The 22,027-nt window shown below is 67.0% G+C and carries 16 protein-coding genes; 10 read left to right on the forward strand and 6 right to left on the reverse strand.

Annotated elements, in window-relative coordinates; all coding sequences use genetic code 11:
* Positions 1-49: 49 nt before the first annotated feature.
* The 5 genes from MEBOL_RS07695 (at position 50) to MEBOL_RS07715 (ending at position 6,971) form a co-directional block, all read left to right on the forward strand.
* On the forward strand, positions 50-1,282 hold the full coding sequence (locus MEBOL_RS07695; RefSeq protein WP_095976805.1) for a Glu/Leu/Phe/Val family dehydrogenase: 1,233 nt from the start codon (positions 50-52) through the stop codon (positions 1,280-1,282).
* A gap of 75 nt (positions 1,283-1,357) precedes the next feature.
* Positions 1,358-2,572, forward strand: coding sequence for a threonine ammonia-lyase (locus MEBOL_RS07700; RefSeq protein WP_095976806.1), 1,215 nt, complete (start codon positions 1,358-1,360; stop codon positions 2,570-2,572).
* 1 nt (position 2,573) lies between these two features.
* Complete coding sequence (locus MEBOL_RS07705; protein WP_095976807.1) at positions 2,574-4,040, forward strand: hypothetical protein; 1,467 nt, start codon at positions 2,574-2,576, stop codon at positions 4,038-4,040.
* A 135-nt stretch (positions 4,041-4,175) separates the two neighbouring features.
* Complete coding sequence (locus MEBOL_RS07710) at positions 4,176-5,960, forward strand: serine/threonine protein kinase (protein ID WP_218920883.1); 1,785 nt, start codon at positions 4,176-4,178, stop codon at positions 5,958-5,960.
* Positions 5,961-6,038: 78 nt separating this feature from the next.
* Entirely contained in the window at positions 6,039-6,971 is a 933-nt protein-coding gene (locus MEBOL_RS07715) for a DUF2381 family protein (RefSeq protein WP_095976809.1), read from the forward strand.
* Positions 6,972-7,020: 49 nt separating this feature from the next.
* On the opposite strand, the gene MEBOL_RS07720 is transcribed toward MEBOL_RS07715, so the two are convergent.
* Entirely contained in the window at positions 7,021-7,824 is an 804-nt protein-coding gene (locus MEBOL_RS07720) for a hypothetical protein (RefSeq protein WP_095976810.1), read from the reverse strand.
* 61 nt (positions 7,825-7,885) lie between these two features.
* Positions 7,886-8,587: a hypothetical protein gene (locus tag MEBOL_RS07725; protein ID WP_245919536.1), complete on the reverse strand. Its 702-nt coding sequence runs from the start codon at positions 8,585-8,587 to the stop codon at positions 7,886-7,888.
* 229 nt (positions 8,588-8,816) lie between these two features.
* Between MEBOL_RS07725 and MEBOL_RS07730 the strand changes: the two genes are divergently transcribed.
* Positions 8,817-9,950: a hypothetical protein gene (locus MEBOL_RS07730; RefSeq protein WP_095976812.1), complete on the forward strand. Its 1,134-nt coding sequence runs from the start codon at positions 8,817-8,819 to the stop codon at positions 9,948-9,950.
* Positions 9,951-9,966: 16 nt separating this feature from the next.
* On the opposite strand, the gene MEBOL_RS07735 is transcribed toward MEBOL_RS07730, so the two are convergent.
* Complete coding sequence (locus MEBOL_RS07735; protein WP_095976813.1) at positions 9,967-10,350, reverse strand: nuclear transport factor 2 family protein; 384 nt, start codon at positions 10,348-10,350, stop codon at positions 9,967-9,969.
* Between the two features lie 461 nt (positions 10,351-10,811).
* Between MEBOL_RS07735 and MEBOL_RS07740 the strand changes: the two genes are divergently transcribed.
* Positions 10,812-11,984, forward strand: coding sequence for a M12 family metallopeptidase (locus MEBOL_RS07740; RefSeq protein WP_095976814.1), 1,173 nt, complete (start codon positions 10,812-10,814; stop codon positions 11,982-11,984).
* An 86-nt stretch (positions 11,985-12,070) separates the two neighbouring features.
* Here MEBOL_RS07740 and MEBOL_RS07745 read toward each other — a convergent pair whose 3' ends face one another.
* Positions 12,071-12,745, reverse strand: coding sequence for a thiaminase II/PqqC family protein (locus MEBOL_RS07745; protein WP_095976815.1), 675 nt, complete (start codon positions 12,743-12,745; stop codon positions 12,071-12,073).
* A gap of 352 nt (positions 12,746-13,097) precedes the next feature.
* On the opposite strand from MEBOL_RS07745, the gene MEBOL_RS07750 reads away from it, so the two are divergent.
* From MEBOL_RS07750 to MEBOL_RS07760, 3 genes are all read left to right on the forward strand, one after another.
* Positions 13,098-13,850, forward strand: coding sequence for a DUF6310 domain-containing protein (locus MEBOL_RS07750; RefSeq protein WP_342747747.1), 753 nt, complete (start codon positions 13,098-13,100; stop codon positions 13,848-13,850).
* A gap of 31 nt (positions 13,851-13,881) precedes the next feature.
* Positions 13,882-14,613: a DUF5953 family protein gene (locus MEBOL_RS40985; protein ID WP_157774804.1), complete on the forward strand. Its 732-nt coding sequence runs from the start codon at positions 13,882-13,884 to the stop codon at positions 14,611-14,613.
* A gap of 999 nt (positions 14,614-15,612) precedes the next feature.
* Positions 15,613-18,240 carry a carboxypeptidase regulatory-like domain-containing protein gene (locus tag MEBOL_RS07760; RefSeq protein ID WP_095976818.1) on the forward strand — a complete coding sequence of 876 codons (2,628 nt, stop codon included), beginning with the start codon at positions 15,613-15,615 and terminating at the stop codon, positions 18,238-18,240.
* A gap of 299 nt (positions 18,241-18,539) precedes the next feature.
* Here MEBOL_RS07760 and MEBOL_RS07765 read toward each other — a convergent pair whose 3' ends face one another.
* Positions 18,540-19,580, reverse strand: coding sequence for an NAD(P)/FAD-dependent oxidoreductase (locus MEBOL_RS07765; RefSeq protein WP_095976819.1), 1,041 nt, complete (start codon positions 19,578-19,580; stop codon positions 18,540-18,542).
* 30 nt (positions 19,581-19,610) lie between these two features.
* Entirely contained in the window at positions 19,611-21,962 is a 2,352-nt protein-coding gene (locus tag MEBOL_RS07770) for a hypothetical protein (RefSeq protein WP_095976820.1), read from the reverse strand.
* Positions 21,963-22,027: the final 65 nt, after the last annotated feature.

Raw genomic sequence — 22,027 nt, forward strand, 5'->3', positions numbered from 1 at the left:
AGCGCAAGCCTGTAGTTCCGGGTTTCGCGCCCAGGAGGACCCTCCGCCCATGCCGCCCGCCGTCGAAGGAATCCAACATTACTTCCGCAAGGTCGCGCGCATCATGGACGTCGGCGAGCGCATCGAGACACTGCTCGCCACGCCCCTGCGCGAGGTGAAGGTCCAGGTCTCCATCGAGCTCGACACCGGGGAGATCCGCACCTTCCACGGCTACCGCATCCAGCACGACAACAGCCGCGGCCCCATGAAGGGCGGCCTGCGCTACCACCCCTCCATCACCCAGGAGGAGTGCGTCACGCTCGCCTCGCTGATGACGTGGAAGACGGCCGTGGTGAACCTGCCCTACGGCGGCGCCAAGGGCGGCATCGCGGTGGATCCCACCCAGCTGTCGCTCAAGGAGATGGAGCGGCTCACGCGCAAGTACGTGGACCAGGTGCAGGATCTCATCGGCCCCACCCGGGACATCGCCGGCCCGGACGTCAACACCAACCCCCAGGTGATGGCGTGGATGATGGACCAGTACTCGCGCTTCCACGGGCACTCGCCCGCCATCGTCACCGGCAAGCCCCCGGAGCTCTACGGCACCCGGGGCCGCGACGCCGCCGCCGGCCGCAGCCTGCTCTACATCACCCGTGAAATCCTGCGCGACACCGGCCTGCCCATGCGCGGCACGCGCTTCGCCCTCCAGGGCTTCGGCAACGTGGGCAGCCACACCGCGCAGCTGCTCTGGCAGGACGGGGGCGTGGTGATCGCCGTGTCGGACGTGTACGGCGGCGTCTACAACCCCCAGGGCCTGGACATCCCCGGCCTCTTCGAGCACGTGAAGCGCACCGGCACCGTCACCGGCTTCGGCGGCGGCCAGGCGTGCTCCAACGAGGACGTGCTCGCCTCGGACTGCGACGTGCTCATCCCCGCGGCGCTCGGCGGTGTTTTGAACCGCAACAACGCCGCCCAGGTCCGCGCCCGGCTCGTCATCGAGGGCGCCAACGGTCCCACCGAGCCCGAGGCGGATGAAATCCTCGAGAAGCGCGGCGTGCTCGTGGTGCCGGACATCCTCGCCAACGCGGGCGGCGTGACGGTCAGCTACTACGAGTGGGTGCAGAACCTGCAACACCTGTCCTGGGAAGAGGAGCGGGTGAACGCCGAGCTAGAGAAGACGATGAAGGAGGCCTACGACCGCGTGGCCCAGCTCGCGCGCTCGCGCAAGGTGACCTTGCGTACCGCGGCGTACATCCTGGCCATCGGCCGGGTGGGCAAGGCCACGGTGTTGCGCGGTATCTGACCCCGGGGGCGGGCCCGCGCTCCCCGCCCCTTTCGCACCGTCCAGGCTTCGGTTATGGGGCGCCACACACGCCCTATGGTGACGCTCCAGGATATCGAGGCCGCGCAGCAGCGCATTGGTGACGCCGTCCACCGGACCCCTTGCCCCCGCTCGGAGCACTTCAAGGATCTCACCGACTGCGCGGCGCTGTACTTCAAGCTGGAGAACCTCCAGCGCACGGGCGCCTTCAAGGAGCGGGGAGCACTCAACACGCTCCTGAGCCTGACGCCGGAGGAACGCGCGCGCGGTGTCATCGCCGCCTCGGCCGGCAACCACGCGCAGGGACTCGCCTACCACGCGGGCCGCCGGGGCGTGTCCACCACCATCGTGATGCCCGAGCGCACCCCCATCATCAAGGTGACGCGCACGCGCAGCTACGGCGCCGAGGTGGTGCTGCACGGCACCAACTTCGACGAGGCCAACGCCGAGGCCGTGCGCATCCAGGAGCGCGACAACCGCGTCTTCGTGCACCCCTTCAATGATCCACGCGTCATCGCGGGCCAGGGCACCATCGGCCTGGAACTGCTCGAGCAGTGCCCGCAGATGGACCTGGTGCTGGTGCCCATCGGGGGCGGCGGGCTCATCTCCGGCGTGGCGTGCGCCATCAAGGAAACCAACCCGCGCATCAAGATCATCGGCATCCAGGCCTCGGCCATCGCGAGCATGAAGGCGTCGGTGGAGGCGGGCGTGCTCACGGAGGTGCCCGCGGGCACCACCATCGCGGACGGAATCGCCGTCAAGCGCCCCGGCGACTACACCTTCGAGATGATCCGCCGCTACGTGGACGACATCCTCACGGTGGACGAGGAGGAGATCGCCAACGCCATCCTCCTGCTGCTCGAGCGCGAGAAGACGGTGTCCGAGGGCGCGGGGGCGGTGGGCCTGGCGGCGCTCATCAACGCCAAGCTCCCCTCCGCGCGAGGCCGCAAGGTGGTGGCGCTGCTGTCCGGCGGCAACATCGACGTCAACCTGGTCAGCCGCATCATCGAGCGCGGACTCGTCAAGGGCGGGCGGCTCGTGCGGCTCGTCGTGCGCATGCCGGACCGGCCCGGGATGCTCGCGCGGCTCACGGCGGAGATCGCTCAACAGAGCGCCAACGTGGTGGAGATCTACCACAACCGGGCCTTCTCCAAGGCGGGCCTGGGCGAGGTGGCGGTGGAGGTGACGCTGGAGACGCGTGGGCGCAACCACATCGAGGAGCTGATGGGCAGCCTCGCCCAGAACGGCTGGCAGGTGGTGGAAGAGACCTGACATGGCGACCGCATCACGTCGTGGAGTCGTGTTGGGGAGCACGGCCGCACTGCTCCTCGTGCTGCCCTGGCTCACCTACTGGAGCGCCATCTTCCGCCGCTACGGCATGCGCGACGACTACGCCATCCTGCGCGAGGCGATGGAGGAGCCAGGGAAGATCCTCCGGGTGTGCGCCTCGTTCGGACGGCCCCTGTACGGCGCGCTCCTCGAGCTGTCCATGCGCGGAAACGACAGCATCGGGGAGCTGTCCGAGCTGCGGCTGCTGGGAGTCGCGTGCCTGGGCCTGTTCGGCGCGGCCGTCTTCCTGTTGCTCGTGCGCGAGGGCTGGTCCCTCGTTCCCGCGGCCCTGCTCGCCGCCTTCCTGCCGCTCACGCCCTCCGCGCAGGTCATCGCGAGCTGGGGCATCTGCTGGCCCCAGGCCGTGGCGCTGCTCCTGGGCGCCGGCGCCTTCGCGCTCGCGCCACGGCGATGGCCGCTCGCGGTGCTCGCCATGGCCATGGCGACCCTCACCTACCAGATCAGCGGCCTCATCTACGCCGTCCTCGTCGCGGCGGCGCTCGTGGCGCGGCGCGAGACCTCGCTCGCGGACACCGGACGCTGGCTCGCGCGGCACCTGGGCATCATGGGGCTGGGGCTCGGCACCGCGTTCGTCATCACCCAGTTCCTCTTCAAGACCGGGCTCTTTCTCCGCTCGCCCCGAATCGTCTTCGAGACCCGCTGGCTGGACAAGGCCGCCTGGGTGCTCACCCACGTCTTCCCCAACGCCCTGGCCCTGAGCGCGCTCAACAGCTCCACGGGGACTCCGCCCGGCTATCCGGTCATGGTGGCGCTGAGCCTGGCCATCCTGGGCGTGGGCATCGCGCTCGAGGGCCGCCGCGCGGGACTCGCCGCGAGCGGACGCTGGCTCCTGGGGCTCGTGCTGCTGTCGGCCGCGGCCTACTCCGTGAGCTTCCTCGCCGGAGAGCGCTGGCCCACCTACCGCACCCTCTTCGCCCTCACGGGTGTGTGCGGCGTCTTCTTCGCCGCGTCCCTCGTGAACCTCGGCGCGTGCTGGCCCGGCCGCGGCCCCCGGATCGCCACGGGCGTGCTCGGGGGGCTCGTGGCGCTCAGCGCCTGGCTGGCGCATCGGCAGACCCTGGAGCTGTTCGCCGAGCCCCAGGGCCGGGAACTGGCACTCATGGAGGAAGGGGCCCGGCAGGTGGTGCCCTCGGCGCACCCGCGCGTCTTCGTGCTCACCGCCCTGCAGAACGACACCTCGGCCCCCCAGCGCTACCTGGACGAGTTCGGCTCCGTGTCGGTGGACACCGAGTGGGTGGCCAAGGAGATGTGGAAGGCGGTGCTGCGCGAGCGCTTTCCGCGCGAACGCGACGTGAGCCGCTTCTACCGCTTCGCCACGGGCCGCGTGCTGCCCGAGCGGCGCCAGTACGACATCCTCGTCGACATGCGCCGCATGCGCCGGGGGGGCTGACGCACGATTCCAACGGACGTGACGCCCGGGGTGCTATGATACTGACCCACGTCGGAGGTCACGTCCATGAACGAGGCAGGGGTGCCGCACATCGCGGCGAGGCGGTGGAGGGGCGCAGTACCACGGTGGGCCGACGTGGAGGACAGCCCGCTCCCCGCGCTGGGCGAGGAGGTGGGCGGCTACCGGCTGGAAGCGCGGCTGGGCGAGGGGGGCCAGGGAACGGTGTACCGGGCCCGGCGAGAGGGCCAACTGTACGCGCTCAAGTTCCGCGCGCTGGCGCGGAGCGCCTGGCCGTGGCGAGAGCTGGAAGTGGGCCTGCGGCTGCGGCTCGGCGGAGAGGTGACGGTCCTGGGCTACGGACTGTGGCCCCAGACCGAACCGAGCCACCTCTTCCTCATCATGCCCTACGTGAACGGCCGCTCATTGGAGGTGTGGGTCCGCACGAAGAATCCCTCGGCGAGGAAGGTGGTCCTGCTGCTGCTGGATGTCGCGTGGCAGCTCCTGGACATCCACCGGGCGGGCGTGGTGCACCGGGACATCAAGGCCGCCAACGTGCTCGTGCGCGACGAGGACGGACGAGCGGTATTGGTGGACTTCGGCGTGGGCACGTACACCGGGGCGCCACACGTCACCCATCCCCTCGCCCTGCCCGGCACGCCCCTCTTCCGCAGCCCCGAGGCCCTGCGCTTCCGGCGCGAACACGCGGGCGAACACGCTCCACCACGCCCCTCGGATGACCTGTGGGCGATGGGAGTCCTCCTCTATTGGCTGCTCACGAACAGCTACCCGTTCGAGACCCAGCACCCCCGGGAAGACGAGGGCGGCCTGGCGAACAGGATCCTGCGCGAGACACCCGAGCCGCCTCACGAGCGCAATCCCCGCGTGCCCCGGGCCCTGGGCGAGCTGTGCCTGCGCATGCTGGAGAAGCCGCTCGAAGCGCGCCTCCCCGACGCCCAGGCTCTCTGCGAGGAGTTGGAAACGGTGCTGGAGAAGGCGGATGACTCGTGGGACGAGCCCCTGTGCGAGCCCTGGGGCCCGGACGCCGCCACGACGATCCAGGAGCGGGAACTCGACCTGGGAGACTGGGCCGACCGGGAACAGCGGTTGAAGGAATACGCGCGGCGCCATGCCCGGCGAGGCGAGCCGCTCCCCCCAGAGGAGACACCTGCTCCCCCGCCTCGAACCCGGCGCCTCGCGAAACGAGTGAACCGCGTGGTGGCGGGACTCGTGCTCACCGCGAGCCTGCTCGCCCTGATGCTCGCCCTGCCCCACTCCGCCTCGACTTCGAGGGTGACAACGCCTGGCCAGCAACAGGAAGGTAGCCAGAGCGCGGCGCCCGACGAGGCATTCACCCCCGCGCCCGTCGCCGACGCGGCGACCCCAAAGGACAACATGCTCGCGAAGACTCCACGGCAAACCGCCTCCCGATTGGCCAAGGCTTGCGGCACCGCGTGGGCGGTGGGCCAACTCGCCTGCGCCACGCCCCCGGCTCCCGCGCAGCTCACCTCAGCGTCCCTGCCCCCCCCCGCGGAGTGCCCACCGGGTGCATGGGACGCCATGAGCGCGATTGGAATCAAGCCCACGGAAATACGGCTTGGCACATTCCTCCCCAATAACAACGCGGCGCGCATCGTCGTGCCGCCCGGTACGCCCGTCTCGCTGATTGAGGAATGGGGTCAAGATGATGCTCTTCCTCAAAAGACTGTCTTCATGGGCGAGCTGTTCTATGGAGCGGAGCGGGCCTATGGGCGTTTCACGCAGGCCCGGACGCCGCAGGGAAAGGTCTACCCCGTCTGCATGGAACTCGTCGGCGACGAGTTGGAACTCCAGAACGGCGAACAGTTCGAGCCCGGTAGCAAACCAGGTGCCGTGAAGCTCGCATCAACCGTCTATCTTCGTGCGGTCGAGCGCTTCGATTAGTCCCATGCGGTATGTATGAATCCGGGAGTCGACGTCGGAGGTCTCTGTTAAGGTCTCCACCTCGGAGGTCTCCCTTTCATGTCCGCTCCCGTCACGGTCCTCGCCCTGCTCTTCCTCGCGAGCGCTCCCAAGCCGTTGCCGCCTCGAACCGGTTCAGATCAGCTGTCCGGTGCCCCCCGCCTCACAGTGACAGCGGACACGCAACACCAGCCCCAAGAGGTGCGCATCAGTCCAGGACGCGGCCTCATGATGACGTTTGATACACCTGTCCAGCGTGAAGGGCTCGTGCTCGAAGCGAAGGAGTCATTCCGACAGGTCATCCTGTCGGACGATGGACTGCTGCTCACCCTGATGCCCTCCAGCAATCTCCCACTGGGAAAACGCATGAAACTGGCCATCCGGTTCGCGGACGGGGCTGAACCGATAAGTATGGACTTCTCTCTCTTGGTGTCGCCTCAAGCGGAGTCACAATGGGAGGTTTACAGGCAGCCTCGTCCTGCCGTCGCCTACCAACGAGAGGCAGAGGAGGCTCGAGCACGACTCCAGCGATGTCAGGTGGAGTTGAACCAGGAGCGCACCGCGCGCGACAAACCGCCGGGCCTCATGGGCCTGCTCGCAGCAAAGCAACTCACTCGAAAAGGCGTCTTCGGCAAGCTCATCACCTTCGACGTAGTCACTCGCCAAGGAGATGCATTCCTCGTGCAACAAGCCACCAGCTACCGGGCTCCGAACGGAAACAGTCGCAACCCCAGGATGCGACTGGCGGTGGACCTGAAATTGAAGAATGAGGGCACGGAGACATGGGCGCCCTCGAACGCACGACTCGTCACGCCGAATGGCGAGTGGACCGCCGAGGTGTGGCCGCCCGAGCCCATTCCACCCGGGGGCCTAGGACGAATCCTAGTCGAGGTGGAGTTGCCAGGCAGCGTTCCCCCTGGCCCATGTATGCTCAAACTCTGGGACAAGGCAGAGACGCAAGTGACTACACTTTCGGGGATAATCTTTCCTTGAGTCACCCTCGATGCGCCCGCAGCGGGCGGGGCATCCGAGGCGAGATGAGTCAATGCTGACCCAACTGTCTGTCCCAAGCGTACAATTGTCCGTTCAGCGCGTAGCGGTGGGCACTGGAGACATCCTCCCAGTCTTCTGGGGAAAGTGCGGCGAGGCGCTCGCGGAGGAAGTCCGTGTCGCTGAGTTCCTCGCGGTGCTGGAGATCGGCATTCGCCCGCACCAAAGCGGGGATCACCCGGAGCACGGCCTGCATGCAATCCTCTCGGGTGGCACGCGCCATGCGCTCTACCATCCGTGCCAGATGCTCGTGCACCGGGGCGGGACCCTCGGGGCACCATGCCGCCAGCGTCAGGCCGTAAATGTCCTCGATCAGCTCCTCGAGCGTGTACGGCCGATCGAACCAGAACGCATAGCGCGGGCGCCGGAGCACCTCCCAGAAGCGAAGCAGCGCGCCGAGCCGCCGGGCCATGCGCTCCGCACTTCGCGGAGAGAGAGGTGACACCGCATGACCGAGAGCTCCCCACGGGGTACTCAGGCAGAAGGACTCGAAGGCCTCCTCCATGCGCTGTCGCTCCTCGTCCGGTACGCCTTCATTCAAGCTCGTGAAGATGCTGTGGAGCATATAAAGACGCCAGCGTGGGCGAGGGACGAGGCTGGAGTCCGCCCCCGAGTGCATGATCAGCACTTCGTTGGACGACACCTGGAGCATGCGCCGATGCGGGGTAAAGCAACCCGTTTTGAGATACTCCCGAGCCCATGCCCGACCACTGGCATTGACTTGGCGACGGATGTCGCCAATGGAGCCATGGAGCATCGCTGGAAATTCAAGCATCGGGGGCTGAGACACGGTCATGGTCCTGGCCCTGCCATGGAGGGAGGGTTCGCGCCAAAGGAGAGGGACACGCCCCGCTTTCTCAAGGGCAATCCACAGGGAGGTAGACCTGGCCTCGGAACCCGCTGGGCCATTCACTTCCTTCATAGGCCGCCCGGAGCACCCGCTCGGCCAGTTCACCGCGCTTTTCCACTTCCTCCTGGGATAGTTGCTCTTCCTTTTGGGCCGCGCGTTCCTGCCATGAGGTGTTGGGCTTTGGGCGTCGGGAACTCCAGCGGTAGAGCGTCACCCCCGGTTCCGGTGTGCGCCAAGCCAACTGCCAGAGGGCTCCTCCTCCCTCGAACTCGATAAAGAGCGAGCCGTCAAAGTGGGTACCTCCCGAGAGGTGCTTGTTGGGCTCGATGGCTGCGTTGAGCGCGGCCAAGTAGCGTCCCGCCTGCTCTCGCCCCATTCGACGTCCCACTTCATTGTCCGGCTTGACCTCGAAGAGCACCAATGCGTCCGTATCGGTGATGTCCGGGCGCAGGCGTTTGACGAGCGCGGAGAGACGATTGGGATCTCCCAACTTCCCCTCTCGTATAATGGTGGAGAGATCGATGGTGCCCAGGAAGATCAGATTGGTGGGGTGTTGTATGCGGTACTGCCTGCCAATGGCGTCATGTGCGGCTCGGCCCAGAAAGGCACCCCAGGGCTCGGCGGATTCAGATTTACGACCAGGTAACCTGGAGGAGGGCGGCTGCGCATAGGCGCTGAGGGTGATTCCGAGCACCACCAGAACACCCATCAGCCGCCCAGTTCTCCTCGCCCTGGATGCACGCTCTTTCATATCCATCGAGTCCAAGGCGGTGAGCGCCCGTCTATGTTTTCGAGGCAGGTGCGATCCAGCATATGGCCACATCTAGCCGCTTTTCCCGCCCGATGCCAACGGCGGGTACAGGCAGGAAGTCCGCGTCGTGGAGGAGCGGGAGGGGTCATATGTTCAGACCAGGGCGTGGCCCCTATACACTGGCGTCATGCACCCAAAGAGACTTCGTCGCGGTCCCGCCCCCACCCTCCTCTTCCTGGCCGCGGGGGTCGCACTCGCCTGCGCTTCCGGCTGCTCGAGCGACGAGCCGGGCGTGGACGTGCCCAACCCGCTGACCCATCCCAAGGATGGGCCGCCCGCTGGCAATCCGAATGCGGAAGCCACGTGCGCCGTCCCGGTCGAGGCGGGCCTCGCCGACGTCTCCAAACCCACCACCGTTGTCGGTACGGGAACTCCGGCGAGTTGTACCAGCGCGGCCTTCGTCGACGCCGTGGCCCGGGGCGGAGTCATCACGTTCGACTGCGGACCGGAGCCCGTCACCCTCACGCTCGACAGGACAGCGAAGATCTTCAATAACAAGGGGCCGGAGATCGTCATCGACGGCAAGGGCCTGGTGACGCTCAGCGGAGCGGGCAAGCACCGCATCCTGTACATGAACACCTGCGACAAGGCACAGGGGTGGACGACCTCCCACTGCCAGAACCAGGACCATCCCCGGCTGACGCTCCAGAACCTGACGTTCGTGGACGCCAACTCCAAGAGCGAGACGGAGTTCGACGGAGGCGGGGCGGTCTGGGTGCGCGGTGGGCGCGTGAAGGTCATCAACTCCCGCTTCTTCAACAACGTCTGCGCGGAGGTCGGGCCCGACGTCGGGGGCGGCGCCCTGCGTGTGTTCAGCCAGTACGAGGGCCGGCCCGTCTACGTGGTGAACACGACCTTTGGCGGCAAGCAGGGCTACGGTGGGGCCTGCTCCAACGGTGGCGGCATCAGCAGCATCGGCGTGTCGTGGACCCTCATCAACAGCCTCTTCTCCCACAACCGGGCCATCGGCAACGGCGCGAATCCCCCGAAGGCGGGCACGCCGGGCGGAGGCAGCGGCGGGGCCATCTACAACGACGGCAACACGATGACGCTCTCCCTCTGCGGCACGCGAATCGAGCACAACGAGGTCAACGCCCACGGCAGCGCCATCTTCTTCGTCAGCAATGACCACTCGGGAGACATCCGCATCGACCGCTCGGTCATCCGGAACAACACCGGTGGCTCGTGGTACGCGACGTATCCCCAGATATCGAGTCACGCGGATACGCCCATCGTGGTCACTCAGTCCACGATCGAGTGACCTGGGCGAGCGGCGCTCACTTGCTCAACGCCGCCCCCATCCGGGCAACCACGGCGTTGAGCGCCTTGAGCGGCCGGATCATCACCGTGAACTCCGTGATGCGCCCGCCGGCCCCCCAGGTGATCATGTCGATTCCGTGGACCTCCAGCCCGTCGACCTGGGTCCGGAACTCGAGCACCGCGGAGCCTTCCGCGCGCCACTCGCCCGTATAACGGAAGTCGTCGCCGCCGAGCACCTCCAGCGCCGCGGTCAGATACTTCGCGGTGAGCGCCTTGCCCTGCTGGGCCGTATGGACCGCGGGCGAGCGAAACACCACCTCATCGGCGAGCAACGCATCGAGCGTCGCCGGAGCACGCGTCGCCACATAGGCGTGCCATGTCGCGATGGCATCGCCGCTCATGACGGGCCTCCGGAAAACCGCGCGAACGTCGGCGGCACCGCGACGTGGAACATCTCCGCCTCGTCCGCACCGCTGAGCGCGCCGCGAGGGCACCGGCCGTTCATCGTCATCGCACCTCTCCCTGGTGGCTCATCCTGCCGACGCCCGCGTTTGCCCGCAAGACACGCGCGGGACGGAGGCCACCGGGTCACGTTCGAGCCCACCCAGTTGGGCACCATGACGGGCACCCCGTAGACCGCCGTCCTCCTTCGACTCGCGGAGGACCAGCGCGCGATTCCACGCACAGCCCAAGGCGATTTTTCCAACGACACAGGAAACCAGCATTGTCCGCTCTTTTTCCATAAACACCAATTGCTGGTTTTGCTGGTTTATGGCAATTGATTAGTCACTCGTGTCAGTAGGGTTCGAGAAAGCGCGGGACCTGCGCGTCAGGCCGCGCCACACGTCTTGAAGGAGACAACATGCTCAATCGCGCAATGCGTCACACCGCTTTTCTTGCCTTGGGTTTGCTGAGCACCGCGTGTGGAGAACAGGAGGCCGCGCAGCAGCTCCCAGCGCCCGGCTCGAACGAGGCGAGCGAGCACGCGCGCGATCTGGAAAACGATGCCGTGTACAACTCCCAGTACCCGAAAGGACAGACCTTCCAGGTACGGCTGGCCGGCCAGGAAGAGCCCGCCACGGCGGTGCTCAAGGGCGGCTATGCCTTCGTCGGCGATCAAGTGATCGGTGAGGTTTCTGGCACGCGGGTGATCAGCGCGGACAAGCAGGTGATCCTGCGGCTGGATGGCGACACGCGAATGCAGCCCATGGGCTCTGGCATCGTCAACGCCACCGGTCAGAAGTGGCCAGGGGGTGTCATTCCCTACGAGATCGACCCCGCCGCGTCGGCGGAAACGCGCTCGGCGTTCGCGGGCGCCAAGGCGGACTATGACGCGAAGACCACCATCCGCTGGGTGCCCCGGACCAACCAGGCCGACTACGTGCGGATCGTCACCGCGGATGGATGCTGGAGCTACGTCGGTAAGATCGGGGGCCGGCAGGATCTGTCGCTGGGCAGTGGCTGCGGTGTGAACCCCGCCCGACATGAGCTGGGCCACGCGGTGGGACTGGCGCACGAGCAGGTGCGTCAAGACCGCGATTCCTGGGTCACCGTCAATGCGGGTGGCAGCCAGAATGCAATCGACCGGGGCTCGGCCGGCGTTCCCCTCGGCTCGTACGACTTCGAGTCGATGATGCACTACCGCAATTACTTCGTGAACGGCCGTTGGGATTACGTTCCCAAGACGGGCTTCCCCGCGGAGCGGGTCGGCAACGACGGCATCAACAGCTTCAGCGGCGGCGACCTCGGTGCCATCGCCGCCATCTACAGCGGAAGTGCCGTCACGGGCGTCTGCTTCTATTCCGACGCCGACTACAAGGGGGAGCGCTTCTGCACGACCGGCGACAGCGCCTGGTTCGGCTCTCTGTGGAATGACCGTATCTCCTCCATCCGGGTGGGCTCTGGCTACGAGTGGACGGTGTTCAACGACATCAATTTCGCAGGCAGCGCTCTGTCGTGTGGTTGCGATGTCCCGAACCTGGGGCAGTACAACTTCAACGACCTGACCTCGTCGTTCCGGGTCAAGAAGAAGTAACCGGACGAGGCGGACGCAGGGCCTGCCCGAGCAGTCCACGCGGGCGGCCCTGCTCGAAGAACTCGTGGAACCCGCGCCCCTGGGCTTCACGGCGAAGGGACATCGCGCCCGAGCGCGAGCAATGTGTCCCAGAACAGCTTCTCGTAGGCCTGAAACAGCCGGGTCGCTCGGTGAAGAGCTCTCGGGGTCACCCCCCGGTCGAGCCCATCCTGGATGAGCACGAGCACCTGCTGTTCGGACGGGGGATGGACCGCGAAGGCATCCAGGAAGGCCGTGTCCTCGGCGGTGAAGCCTCGCCGGTGCAGCGCCGCCGAGAGCCGCTGGCAGTTGTCCCCCCAGGCGTGGAAGTTGACGTACAGGGCGCACGCGAGCTCCGCGGCTGAGCCTTGCGCCGCGGCGAGGGCCAGGTACGCGGCGTAGGCGAAGCCTTCGGATTGGGGCTCGTAGCGCTCCAATTCCCGCTCGTCCAGGCCGAGCCTCGCCGCGAGCTTCAACAGGGAGCGCTGGGCGGACACCTCCCCCTGGAACAGGCCGTACATGAAGTCGTACGCCGGCTCGTCCGCGAAGCGGTGCACCAGGAGGGACATGGAGCGCAGGTCGCTCTTGACGACGTGGTACTGGTGGCCGACGAAATCGCGCAGGACGGTGAGGGGCAGCTCGCCGCGCGCGAGTGCTTCCGGATAGGGGTGCGTGCGCAGTGCTTCATTCGTGGGCGCCAATGCCTGGGTGATCTCGGTGAGAACTTGTTGGGCGGAGGGCATGCGGTGAATCCTTCCAAGTTCTCCCGTGCGAGTGGGCACCGGACCGTGGCTCCTGTCTGGGAACGGCTTTCGGTGAACAGATTCGGCCAACAGTGCGCAGGCCACCAGCCACAGCCACGCACGCCGTCCGCGCCCCTCTGCTTGGGTCCTAGATCAGTTGGAGGACGTCACCATGCGTTTCCGAGCGTGCATCGCACTTCTGCTCTATGTCTCCGCCTGCGCTACGTCAGCGCCCAGCCCAAGAGAGCCAGCGGCCCGTGACCCGAGACACGCCAATCTCCGGCGAGCGGCGACGCTGCCGTGGACGGACGGTGGGCGTTGCGCCGTCCGCGAATCTTCCGAGCCCTGGCCCGTGCTGGCGGAGCGGTGCTTTCATGCCCTCGACCATGATCGGCTCGAGTTTCACGACACCACGGGACGATGCGCGGTGGCCTCTACGGGCGCCGCTGCCATGGGGCTCGGAGTCTGCGTCCTCGCGGCCCCGGAGCTCGTCGTGGGAGCGGTGATCGTCGCGGGCGTGGTGGTGGTAGGCTTCGCCATCAAGGAAGCACTGGATGCGTATGAGCTGAGCTGGGGCGATCCCGAGAAAGGGAGGCCCGCGCCAGAAACGCGCCCTGTGCCTGAAACAAAGCCCGCCCCGCCGAAGCCCTCGCCGAAAAAAAGGCCCAAGCCGGAGCCCAAAGGACCGGATTTCCCTCCCGTGGGGCCAACCGAAGTCACGGAGCGAGAGCGCCGCCCGGAGTGCAAGCCCCAACGGGTGCCGCCCAAGGGTGGAAATAGGCTGCACAATCAGTGTGCTGACGGAATCAAGTTCAACGCCTACCGTGGGGCCAACGCGCTGGTGAACGGCAAGGCTTTCGACGCGTTGCAGGTTGTCGCGGGCGTGCTTTGGGAGGTGAAGACTGATAACTTCGGCTCGTACCCGCCAGAACTTCAAAACATTGTGATCAGAAAAAATGTGCATGACTTCCTGATCGAGCGTGAGCTTGCGAGGGCATGTGGATTTGACTTCCGGGTCGGTGTGCGAAGCGCAACACACAAGGCCATGCTGGAAATCGAGGAACCGCAACTCCAGGGCGTTATCGTCCTCATGGATTGGTGCTGAAATGTCCGCCACACGAAAAGACCAGATGACCATGATCGTCTACGCGCCTGCGCTTACGGCCAATGATGGCCGTCCTTTGGCTGTTGTTCATGGAATGGAAAGCGCAGTTCCTGGCTTGTGCATCGGGCTCATGATTTCTGACGAGGGACAACTTGTCCCGTTACAGGATCGTGATGCACTTGTTGCCCGTGAGAGTAAGCGCGGGGAATTTCCGACTCTGCGCAGCATCGATGACAACCTCCGAGTGAGCGTCATGGGATGGGGGAAACCGGCGGCGATTTCCCCTGGCGGTCGGGCACAGTTTGAATTCCATGTGTCAGTGCCTCTGTCCGCAGATGGCATCGCGGCCGCGGCGGCTTTGCTAGAGGCCGTGGCGGAGGAAGCACGCGCGTTCTGGGGGCACGCGACGCCGTTCAGCGCGGGGGTGGACATTGCACGCCAGACGAAGAATCGGCCAGACGACCTGGAGCCGCCTCCCCGTGGCCTGCCGGTGATCAGGTCTCCTAGTGCCATGCGCTTGCCAGAGATTCCGCATCGCCTTGGGTGGCTGAACTACTGGTCAGACGCCGCTGCACGGACCATCGGCTTCCCGGACCCGCTCCGCGACGCCGAGCTGCTCTCACGGGCGCGGCGTACCGCAACGGGCGGGTGGGTCGTGCAGCTCACCGACGCGCCGCTCGACCTGGACAACCCCGCCCACCTGGACGCGCTTAAACGGGCCTACGAGCGCTTCCCGGAGATTGGCGGACGCGCAGCCCCTTGATGCCCACCACGACGGCACCGGCGCCATTCGCGGGAATGGGTGCCTTTTGCCACCGGGTAAGCTCCACCTCTTTCCCCGTCGAGTCCACCAGCGCCGCCCCCGCCAGCGTCCAGGGCTCCGTGCCGGGGTTAGAGAGGCCCAGCCGCACAGCCACGCCTGCCGGGTGAGTCTCCTCGGTGCGCGTGTAGCTGTAGCTCCAGGCCCAATCCAGCCCGTCGTCGGCTCGTCCGCGCTAGCGCACACCTCCGGCGCTCCTTCCGAGGACCCTGCCGCCAAGTCAAAACGCGCCCGGAGACCCGGAGACGGTGTCAAAGGACTCGAAATGAGGAACTCGAGCGAGAATGAGGCTCGACGGAGACGGGTCACCGACCGTTCCTCACGTCTTTTCGAAGGCTTGAAGTTGGCCCACAAGGTGCTACCGGCCCGGCGGAACGCAGTGGGGGCGCGAGGAAATGGGGAGAGCGCGGGGGCGCTTCGCCGAGCAATGGGCTGAGCCCGTGGAGTTGGAGGTGGCGCCCCTGCCGTGTTGGGAAGAGTTCTTGCAAATCTTGTCGGGATCCTTCGCCGCAGGCCGCGCGGAAAGGGATGTCGTGGGGCTGCTTTTCGTCTGGGCCATGGCCGAATCCACATCAGGGAGGGCAGCCAGCAGGCTCAGAACGAGCAGGGAGGTGAATTCAGGCCCGAGGAAATGTCTGCGCATGCGTTTCCTTCACGTCCGGAGTGCGAGAAGACAACGCGTGGGCTCACTCCGGGAGGAACGCGTCGTGAACGATTCCTCCAGAACACATCTGTGATTTCATTCACACATGGGACGTAAGCTCGCGCACAGGTATATGTTCAGGAGATGAAGGGGAATCCACCCGCCAGAGGCGTCGCTGGCGAGGAGAGCCAGGGCTCCTATGCCTTCGGATGTGTTTCATCCCGATCACAACAGCACCCAAGGTGAATCCTTTTCGCGCGGAATCTGTATAACTCCCCTCCCACTGGGGGGAATCCGACATGAATGGTCTCGCGCGGCGATGGGAGCGGTTGCATCACTCCTCGTGGGGAAGGCATGGTGCGTCCGCGTCCCTGGTGCTCTGTGGACTGATGGGCGTGTTGAGCCTCGCCAGTCTCGGCTGTGCGGATGTCCCTCCGGCCCCCCCGGAGGAGTCGCCTGCACCCCCACCCCCACCTCTCGAGGGGGAGACAACAACTCCCCACTCCGAGCCCGCGGGCACCAGCGTGCTGCTCCAGGTGATTGACACCTCGGGCAAGCCCGTCCCTGGAGCCGCCATCTCCACACAGGGGGTGGTCGTCTCGCTGGATGGCTCGGGCCATCATCTCTTCGAGAACCTTCCCCCCGGCCGCTTCTTCGTTCGCGTGGACGCACCCGGCTTCGCTTCCGCCACGGCGACGGTGGAGACCCAAGCGGGCGCCCACGTGGGCACCCAAGTGACGCTGCTGCCCCTCACCGACTCCATCACCTTCGAGGCCACGGAGGGAGGTGTCCTGCAGACGGAGCAGGTGCACATCAGCCTGCCGCCCAACGCCGTCGTCGACGCCCTGGGGCAGCCCGTCACGGGCAGCGTGACCCTCACCGTCGCGGCGTTGGACCCCACGCGCCAGTTGGCCGCCATGCCCGGCCCCCTGGAGGGCTTCTCCTCCGAGGCGGGCGCGACCGTGCAACTGGAGAGCTTGTTCATGGCGGAGGTGAGCCTGTGGAGCGGCGGTGCCCCCGCCCAACTGGCACCGGGCAAGACGGCCACCCTGGAGTTCCTGTTGCCCGAGTCCCTGGCCAGTCGCTACGCCGAGGGAGAGCTCGTGCCCGCCTGGTGGTTCGACCTGGACGCGGGTCAGTGGCGGGAGGAGGGGTTGGGCTCCATCGAGGCCTCGCCCACGCACCCCGGGAGGCGGGCGTGGGTCGCCTCGGTGAAGCACTTCACCTGGTGGAACGCGGATGCGCCCTGGACGGACAAGAGCTGCGTAGACGTGCTGGTCGTGGACAACAAGGGCGTGCCCGTGAAGAACGTCGCGGTGAGCGCCCAGGGTGTCAGCTACACCGGTGCGAGCCTGACGTCATTCACCACTGCGAGCGGCCATGCCTGTGTCGAGCTCAAGCGGGGGGGCACGGCCCACCTCCTGGCGGGACCGCCAAGCCAGCCGCTCTCGGAGCGGGTGACGGTGACAGCACGCGCCGATGCAGCCACGTGTGGAGGCGGCGCGTGCACTCCGGTCCAACTCGTCCTGCCGGAGCTCATCTGCACCCCGGGCGCTTCCGTGGTGTGTGCGTATTCGGGCCCCGAGGGAACCGAGAACCAGGGCGTGTGCCAGACCAGTCGTCGCTGGTGTGACGTCAGTGGAACGAAATGGAGCGACTGCGAGGGAGAGGTGCTCCCCGTCACGGAGGACTGTTACACCCCCTTCGATGATGACTGTGACGGAGTGGTGAACGAGGACTGCCACTGTTCGGACAAGCAAGGCCAACCTTGCTATGGCGGCCCCAGTGGAACGGAGGGGGTCGGCATCTGCCGGGCGGGCACCATCGAGTGCGATCTGTTCGGCACCGTCACCTGCCGGGGTCAACGGCTCCCCGAGGCGGACATGTGCTGGACGTCCGCGGATGAGGATTGCGATGGAGCGAATGCCGCCTGCGGAACGGGTCATTCGGGGTGGACTCCGACGGGCTCCTTGATTTCGCCTGAACCCCGGGGTCGGCCCGTCCTGCTGTCTACAGGAAAGGTCCTCCTCATTGGCTCTTTCATTCAAGTCTACAACCCAGCCACGAACACTTGGAGGAAGCTTGGCTCTGGGCCCAAGTTTCTATACCTGCTCGGAGCATTGCCACTGCTCAACGGTAAGGTTCTCTTCGTGGGGGAAGAGGAGGCGAAGATCTACGACCCCGCCACGAATACCTGGAGCGCCACGGGCCCCATGGGCGTGAAGTATATGGCTCCCGTCGCCATCGTGACGCTGCTGGCCGATGGGAAAGCGCTCGTGGCCGGTGTGTCAATCCTGACCAATAATGATTGTAAGAACATGTTGTCGCAGGTGTACGATCCAATCGCGAACACATGGAGCTCCCCTGTTTGCATGAAGTACGGCCACGAGTCTTCTTGGTCTCAAATCACACTGCTGCGGCGTAGTGGCCACATCCTCATCACGACCGGTTGGGGCAGAGCGGAGCTGTATGATCCAGCCACGGACTCATGGAGCGACTCGCTGATACCCTCTGGCTTTGGCGCATTTCCTGGGCACGCGGCCACAGCGCTGCCAAACGGCAAGGTGTTCATCACGGGGGGCCAGGGCCAGGATACGGCCAAACACACCGCCTATGAATACGATCCATCCGCCATCACGTCCGCGGAGCGAGCGCCCATGCTCGCTCCGCGGAAGTACCACACCTTGATTTCATTGGAGGACGGCAGAATCCTCGCAATGAGTGGCAAGGTTGACCAATGGCGGCCGCCGGACGTAGACACACCGCCGGATTCGGAGATCTATGATCCTACCCTGGACAGGTGGTCACCAATTGCCCCCACGATCTGCCCGCGACCTGGTCACACGGCGACGCTCCTCCCCAATGGAAAGGTCCTCATCACGGGAGGCTGCTCCGACATGACATTTACCGAGCTGTACACGCCCTGAAGCGGCCAGGGCCCGCCCTTACGCCGCTTAACCGTCCAGGCCCCGGCCCTCACCGTGATGCGAGTGGGCGCGAGGGAACACCGCCAACCTGCACCAACTGCCACTGCTGGTTGGGGGCGCCATCATCCAGGGCCATTGAATGACGGAGGCACCATCGACCATGGACGTGTCTTGACGTCGACGACCATGCCTCCTTTCCTCTTTCCTCCTTCCCGCCGCGTGTCGTGCCGGGTCGTGTCGCGCGAATCCTTTGACCCCCTCTCTGGGCAGCGTGGGCGGAAGGGTCTCCTCCCTCCAACTCAGGCGGACAGGGCCTCGGCGTCCATCCGCGCGAGCGTCATGCCCAGGCCCCGATACAGCTCGCGCAGGCCGTGGACCTTGTACTCCACCTGGCGCAGGGCCCAATCGTCATAGGCCGCCAGGAGTGGCGCTTCCAGGAAGGGCCGGGCGAGGCACGCGCGCAATGTCTCGGCGGCGGTGATGCCCGAGCGAAGCGCGAAGAACACCCCCTGCCCCGCCGCCGGATCGAACACCGCCGCCGCGTCGCCCACCACGAGGCAGCCCGGCTTCACCAACGGCCGCATCGCCCGCCAGCTCACGTCCATGCCCCGGCGAGGCAGCACGGTTGGCAGTCCAGCCAGGTGCGCGGGCAGCGCGGGCGGAGGCTGACCCCGGGGCGCGAGCAGCGTCCAGGTCGACGCCTCCGGTCCCAGCCGGGCCGTCCAGAGCCAACCCTCGCCATGCCGCTCGAAGCGCGCGGCCCCGTCCTCGTCCATGGGCCCTCCGGCGACCTCCCCCCGCCAAGCGACCAGCGGCGCCGAGTAGCACTCCCGCCGCAAGCCCAGCCACCGCTCGGCCCCGTGCTGGCGGCCCGTCGCGTCGATGACCCAGCGTGCCGCCACCGCCCCCTCATCCAGGAGCACCCCCGCCGCCCGGCCTCCTTCCCGCCGCAAGCCCCGGACCGTCACGCCCCGGCGGACCTCCACCCCCAGCGCCACCGCGCGCGCCTCGAGCAGCGCCTCGAAGCGCTCGCGGTGGATATGGAAGCCCAGCCACGGCCCGCGCGCATCCCCCCCGAAGCGGTCGAGCCGGCCCGCCACCCGGATGCCGGTGTACCGGGGCCAGGCCCCGCCCCGGAACGCATCCCCCACCCCGAGCCGCTCAAGCAGCGTTTCACATCCTGGATGCAGGCTCTCCGCGGGGGTGGCCCGGGGCGCCAGGTGGCGCTCGCAGAGGAGGACCCGGAGGCCCGCCTCCGCGAGCACGATGGCCGAGGCCAGGCCGGCGGGGCCCGCCCCCACCACGACGACGTCCACGGTTGAGGTCTGGAATGCGGTCATGGCGAGGGCTCCTTCCAACAGGGTGAGACGTCAGGCCGGCAGGGTCCGGAGCGAGGTGCGGACCACGCCGTCCACCGTCACCTCGCAGCGGTAGATGGTCGGCTGGATGGCCTGCCAGGCGCGGTCGTACTGGCCGGCCACGTCCTCGGGGTTGTCCTTCGTGGCCAGCGCGTACTCGAACAGGTAGCCCCGGCCCTTCAGCTCGCTGCCGGGCACGGTGTCCCAGTCACGCTCCTCGGCGGTGATCATCCAGTAGTTGGTGGTGTTCACCTGCGCGGTGCCCTGGGGCCGCTTGTCGATGGTCTCGATGCACTTGCGGTGGCACGCCATGCGCTCGATGAGCACGTCGCTGGTGAGGTCCGCGAACAACGCCCGGCCGAAGCGCTGCTCCAGCGAGGCGGTGATGTAGTCGGTGTGGCTGAGGTTGCCGTAGTTCACCCCCGCCTGGGCGCCGTGCGCCTGGAAGAAGGGCCCGTAGCCTCCGTCCCAGCCCGGCTCGGACTTCACCTGGCCCGACAGCACCTCCGGGTGCTGGGGGTGGTGGCCAAGCTCCCGGTCCAGCAGCAGGATGGACGTGGGCGTGTCCACGCGGTGGAAGGTGCGCGCCGCGTCGGGAGAGGCCGAGGGCCAGAAGCCATTGGCCGCCGAGCAGAACTTCACGTCCTCGGGGTACGGAGAGCCCAGACCGAAGGTCGTGTAGTACAGCCCGTGCTCGAACAGTCCCTCCTTCTTCACGCCCTCGCGGTCATCGGCGACGGTGACGTCCCAGCCGGGGAAGAACTCGTTCGAGCCCGCGTCCGGCAAGAAGTGGGTGGAGTAGACCAGGGGCTGCTTCTCGGGAGGCCGGTTGGGTCCGCCGTACGGCCGGCCCACGACCGCCACCACCGAGTCATCCACGCCGAAGGCCCGCGTGTCGCTCGGGAGGCCATCGCGCTGGGGCAGGCGGATGTGCGGGTTCACGTAGTGCCGGCCCTCGCACAGGGGCTGCGCGCTGCCCTCCTCGAACTGGTTGGGGTGCTTCTCGGTCCAGTTCTCCAGGTCGAGCTCGGTCGCGCGCGGGAAGAAGCTCGGCGCCGCGACCACCGAGAAGGCGGGACGCGCGGGCAGTTCCCGGCCGAGCCCATCGACGAACGCCGCCACGCACCCATCGCACACGCCGTCCTCGAACAGCGCCGCCTCGTAGTCGCCCGCGTCGATCTTGTTCGCCAGCCCGTCGTAGGAGGGGAACTCCTGGTTCAGGTCCGTCATGCTCTGGTCGGGGTTGACCTGCCGCCGGATGTGGACGAACTCGGGGGCATTGCGCGGCACGACGTTCTTCAGGTGGAGCAGACCCTGGATCTTCTCCGCGGCGGCATCCAGGCGGCTGCCGAGGATCATGAACGCGGTGTAGTGCCGGTTGATGGGCTGGCCGAGGAGGTTGTCGCGCGGCGGCACGATGAAGCGGGCGCGCTCCTTGGCGCCCGTCTTGGAGTTGACCTGCCACGCCTCGCGGACGAGCGGCGCCGGAGGCGCGCTGATCATCACCGTGGCGCCCACGGGTGTCATGCGCACGAGCTCCGGATCGGGGCTCTCCCGGAAATAGGGCGCGCGGTTGATGTCCAGACCCTCCGGCACGCGAGCGCCCGGCGCGCGCTGGATGATGCGCCGGATCTTCTCACTGCGGTGGGACTCGGCGAACTGGACCGAGAGCGTGCGTCCCGGCAGGCACTCGGGGCCGGCGAAGAGCTTGCGGATGGGGTAGAGGAACTTGCGCCCGGCGTCGCCCGCCACCTCGTCACCCAGCAGGGACAGCTCCGCATGCGCGCCCGAGCGCCACTTCGCGAGGAAGACGCCGTAGCGCGCGGGCAGCACGGCGATGTTGCCCGGGTCGACGGTGATGGGGGTGTAGGCGCGCTCGGGGGCCTTGTAGAGGGCCTCGCCGGTGCCCACGCGCGCCAGACCCGTGCGGGAGAACGCGAGGTCGGCATGCTGGCGATGCGTGCTCACCTCCCGGGCGCGGTACTCGTAGGCGAAGACCGCGACCACGGCGTCCTTCAGGTCCGCCTCGGAGAAGGGCGCCAGGCCGTAGATGTAGTTCTCCAGGCAGTCCAGGTCCGTCCAGGAGGGATAGGCGCTGTCGGGCAGCGCGGGGCGGACATCCGGGCTGGCCAGGGCGTGGTAGAGCAGGCTGCGCGCGGGGTCACCCGGCTCGATGGCGCGTCGGCCCTGGGGCGCGAAGTCGTCGAACCCGTCGATGGCACGGTTGACGTTCAGGTCCCGGGACAGCTCGGCGGCGAGGTCCGCCGCGCAGATGTCCAGCCCCTGGGTCTCCAGCAGGTAGTTGCGCCACCCCGCCCGGCCCAGCTTGTCCAGCACGGTCTTCACTTCACTCAGCAATGACATACACGCTCCCATGCGGCGCCCACGAGACGAGAAACGTTCATTCCGTCCGGAGTCCGACCGCTCGA

This window comes from Melittangium boletus DSM 14713, from assembly GCF_002305855.1.
In the GTDB taxonomy this organism is placed as follows: domain Bacteria; phylum Myxococcota; class Myxococcia; order Myxococcales; family Myxococcaceae; genus Cystobacter; species Cystobacter boletus.

Bases quoted from the DNA above. Each gene is read 5' to 3' on its own strand.
- MEBOL_RS07695 (WP_095976805.1), top strand. From the start codon at position 50: ATGCCGCCCGCCGTCGAAGGAATCCAACATTACTTCCGCAAGGTCGCG.
- MEBOL_RS07700 (WP_095976806.1), top strand. From the start codon at position 1,358: ATGGTGACGCTCCAGGATATCGAGGCCGCGCAGCAGCGCATTGGTGAC.
- MEBOL_RS07705 (WP_095976807.1), top strand. From the start codon at position 2,574: ATGGCGACCGCATCACGTCGTGGAGTCGTGTTGGGGAGCACGGCCGCA.
- MEBOL_RS07715 (WP_095976809.1), top strand. From the start codon at position 6,039: ATGTCCGCTCCCGTCACGGTCCTCGCCCTGCTCTTCCTCGCGAGCGCT.
- MEBOL_RS07720 (WP_095976810.1), bottom strand. From the start codon at position 7,824: ATGACCGTGTCTCAGCCCCCGATGCTTGAATTTCCAGCGATGCTCCAT.
- MEBOL_RS07725 (WP_245919536.1), bottom strand. From the start codon at position 8,587: ATGGGTGTTCTGGTGGTGCTCGGAATCACCCTCAGCGCCTATGCGCAG.
- MEBOL_RS07730 (WP_095976812.1), top strand. From the start codon at position 8,817: ATGCACCCAAAGAGACTTCGTCGCGGTCCCGCCCCCACCCTCCTCTTC.
- MEBOL_RS07735 (WP_095976813.1), bottom strand. From the start codon at position 10,350: ATGAGCGGCGATGCCATCGCGACATGGCACGCCTATGTGGCGACGCGT.
- MEBOL_RS07740 (WP_095976814.1), top strand. From the start codon at position 10,812: ATGCTCAATCGCGCAATGCGTCACACCGCTTTTCTTGCCTTGGGTTTG.
- MEBOL_RS07745 (WP_095976815.1), bottom strand. From the start codon at position 12,745: ATGCCCTCCGCCCAACAAGTTCTCACCGAGATCACCCAGGCATTGGCG.
- MEBOL_RS40985 (WP_157774804.1), top strand. From the start codon at position 13,882: ATGATCGTCTACGCGCCTGCGCTTACGGCCAATGATGGCCGTCCTTTG.
- MEBOL_RS07760 (WP_095976818.1), top strand. From the start codon at position 15,613: ATGAATGGTCTCGCGCGGCGATGGGAGCGGTTGCATCACTCCTCGTGG.
- MEBOL_RS07765 (WP_095976819.1), bottom strand. From the start codon at position 19,580: ATGACCGCATTCCAGACCTCAACCGTGGACGTCGTCGTGGTGGGGGCG.
- MEBOL_RS07770 (WP_095976820.1), bottom strand. From the start codon at position 21,962: ATGTCATTGCTGAGTGAAGTGAAGACCGTGCTGGACAAGCTGGGCCGG.